This window comes from Bradyrhizobium sp. STM 3809, from assembly GCF_000239795.1.
GTDB lineage: Bacteria > Pseudomonadota > Alphaproteobacteria > Rhizobiales > Xanthobacteraceae > Bradyrhizobium.
On the sequence record NZ_CAFJ01000562.1, the window covers coordinates 1 to 1,122 of the forward strand.

1 protein-coding gene is annotated in these 1,122 nt (G+C 66.3%); it reads left to right on the forward strand.

All coding sequences use genetic code 11. From position 1 onward, the window contains the following. Positions 1 to 331: 331 nt before the first annotated feature. The gene (gene nikR, locus BRAS3809_RS25610) at positions 332 to 829 is read left to right on the forward strand and encodes a nickel-responsive transcriptional regulator NikR (RefSeq protein WP_008964925.1); all 498 of its coding nucleotides are present in this window, start codon (positions 332 to 334) and stop codon (positions 827 to 829) included. The last annotated feature ends 293 nt before the right edge of the window (positions 830 to 1,122 follow it).

The window sequence follows — 1,122 nt, forward strand, 5'->3', positions numbered from 1 at the left end:
TCGGCTTCGCGGTGCGTTTCGGCGCATCGACGTCGACGCTCGGCAACTCGGCCGGAGCACGTTCGGGATGGGCGTGCGCGTGTTGCACCAGTGTCGCCATCAGCACGCCCACGCTCACGCCACGCCATTGCATCGTCACGCCCCGTATCTCGTCCCCGGGCGTGCGTCATCATCTGCCGCGCGTCGTCGTTGGCGCACGGCAAGCGCGCTTGGATCGCCCCGATGTCGAGTGTTAAAGAACGCTAGGGTGACACCAGTATGATGTCAACGTGAAAACATCATACTCACCCGGTGGTCAGGCGCTTGTCGCGCAGTGGAGGGAGAGACGGGCATGCAGCGTCTGACGATCACGATCGACGATGATCTGCTTGCCGAGGTCGACGCCTTCATGGCCCGGCGCGGCTACGACAACCGCTCCGAGGCGTTTCGCGACCTCTTGCGCAGCGGGCTCGAAACCGCCGATTCCGGCGCCGGCGACGGCCGTCCCTGCATCGCCACCCTCAGCTACGTCTACGACCACGCCGCGCGCGAACTGCCGAAGCGGCTGACGCAGGAGGCGCACGATCATTCCGGCCTTGCCCAGGCGACCCTGCACGTCCACATCGATCAGGAAAGCTGCCTCGAGGTCACCGTGCTCAAGGGCGAGCGGGCCGAGGTCAAGGCGTTTGCCGACCACGTCATCGCCGAACGCGGCGTCCGCCACGGCCACGTCGCGATGATGCCGATCGAAGCGGCGCATGATCATGGCCACAGCCACAGCCATTCGCATAGCCATAGCCATAGCAGCAGCCATTCTCACGCCCATACGACGAAGACCGGGAAGAAGTAGCTTCGTAGGGTGGGCAAAGGCGCGCCCCCGCTGCCATTGATAGGACATCGTCCATCCCGCGCCGTGCCCACCGCCGTTCTTCGGCCGAGCACGGTGGGCACGGCGCGATGCGGCGTCGCGCGTCGATGCAGCGGAGCAGGCGCCTTTGCCCACCCTACGCACCTCAGCCGTTGAAGGCCTCCGCCGTCATGCCCGCGCAGGCAGGCATCCCGTACGCCGCGAGCTATCGGCGCGATGACTGACGTCTCGGCGTCCTGGATCGCCCGGTCAAGCCGGGCGATGACAGTTGTGGG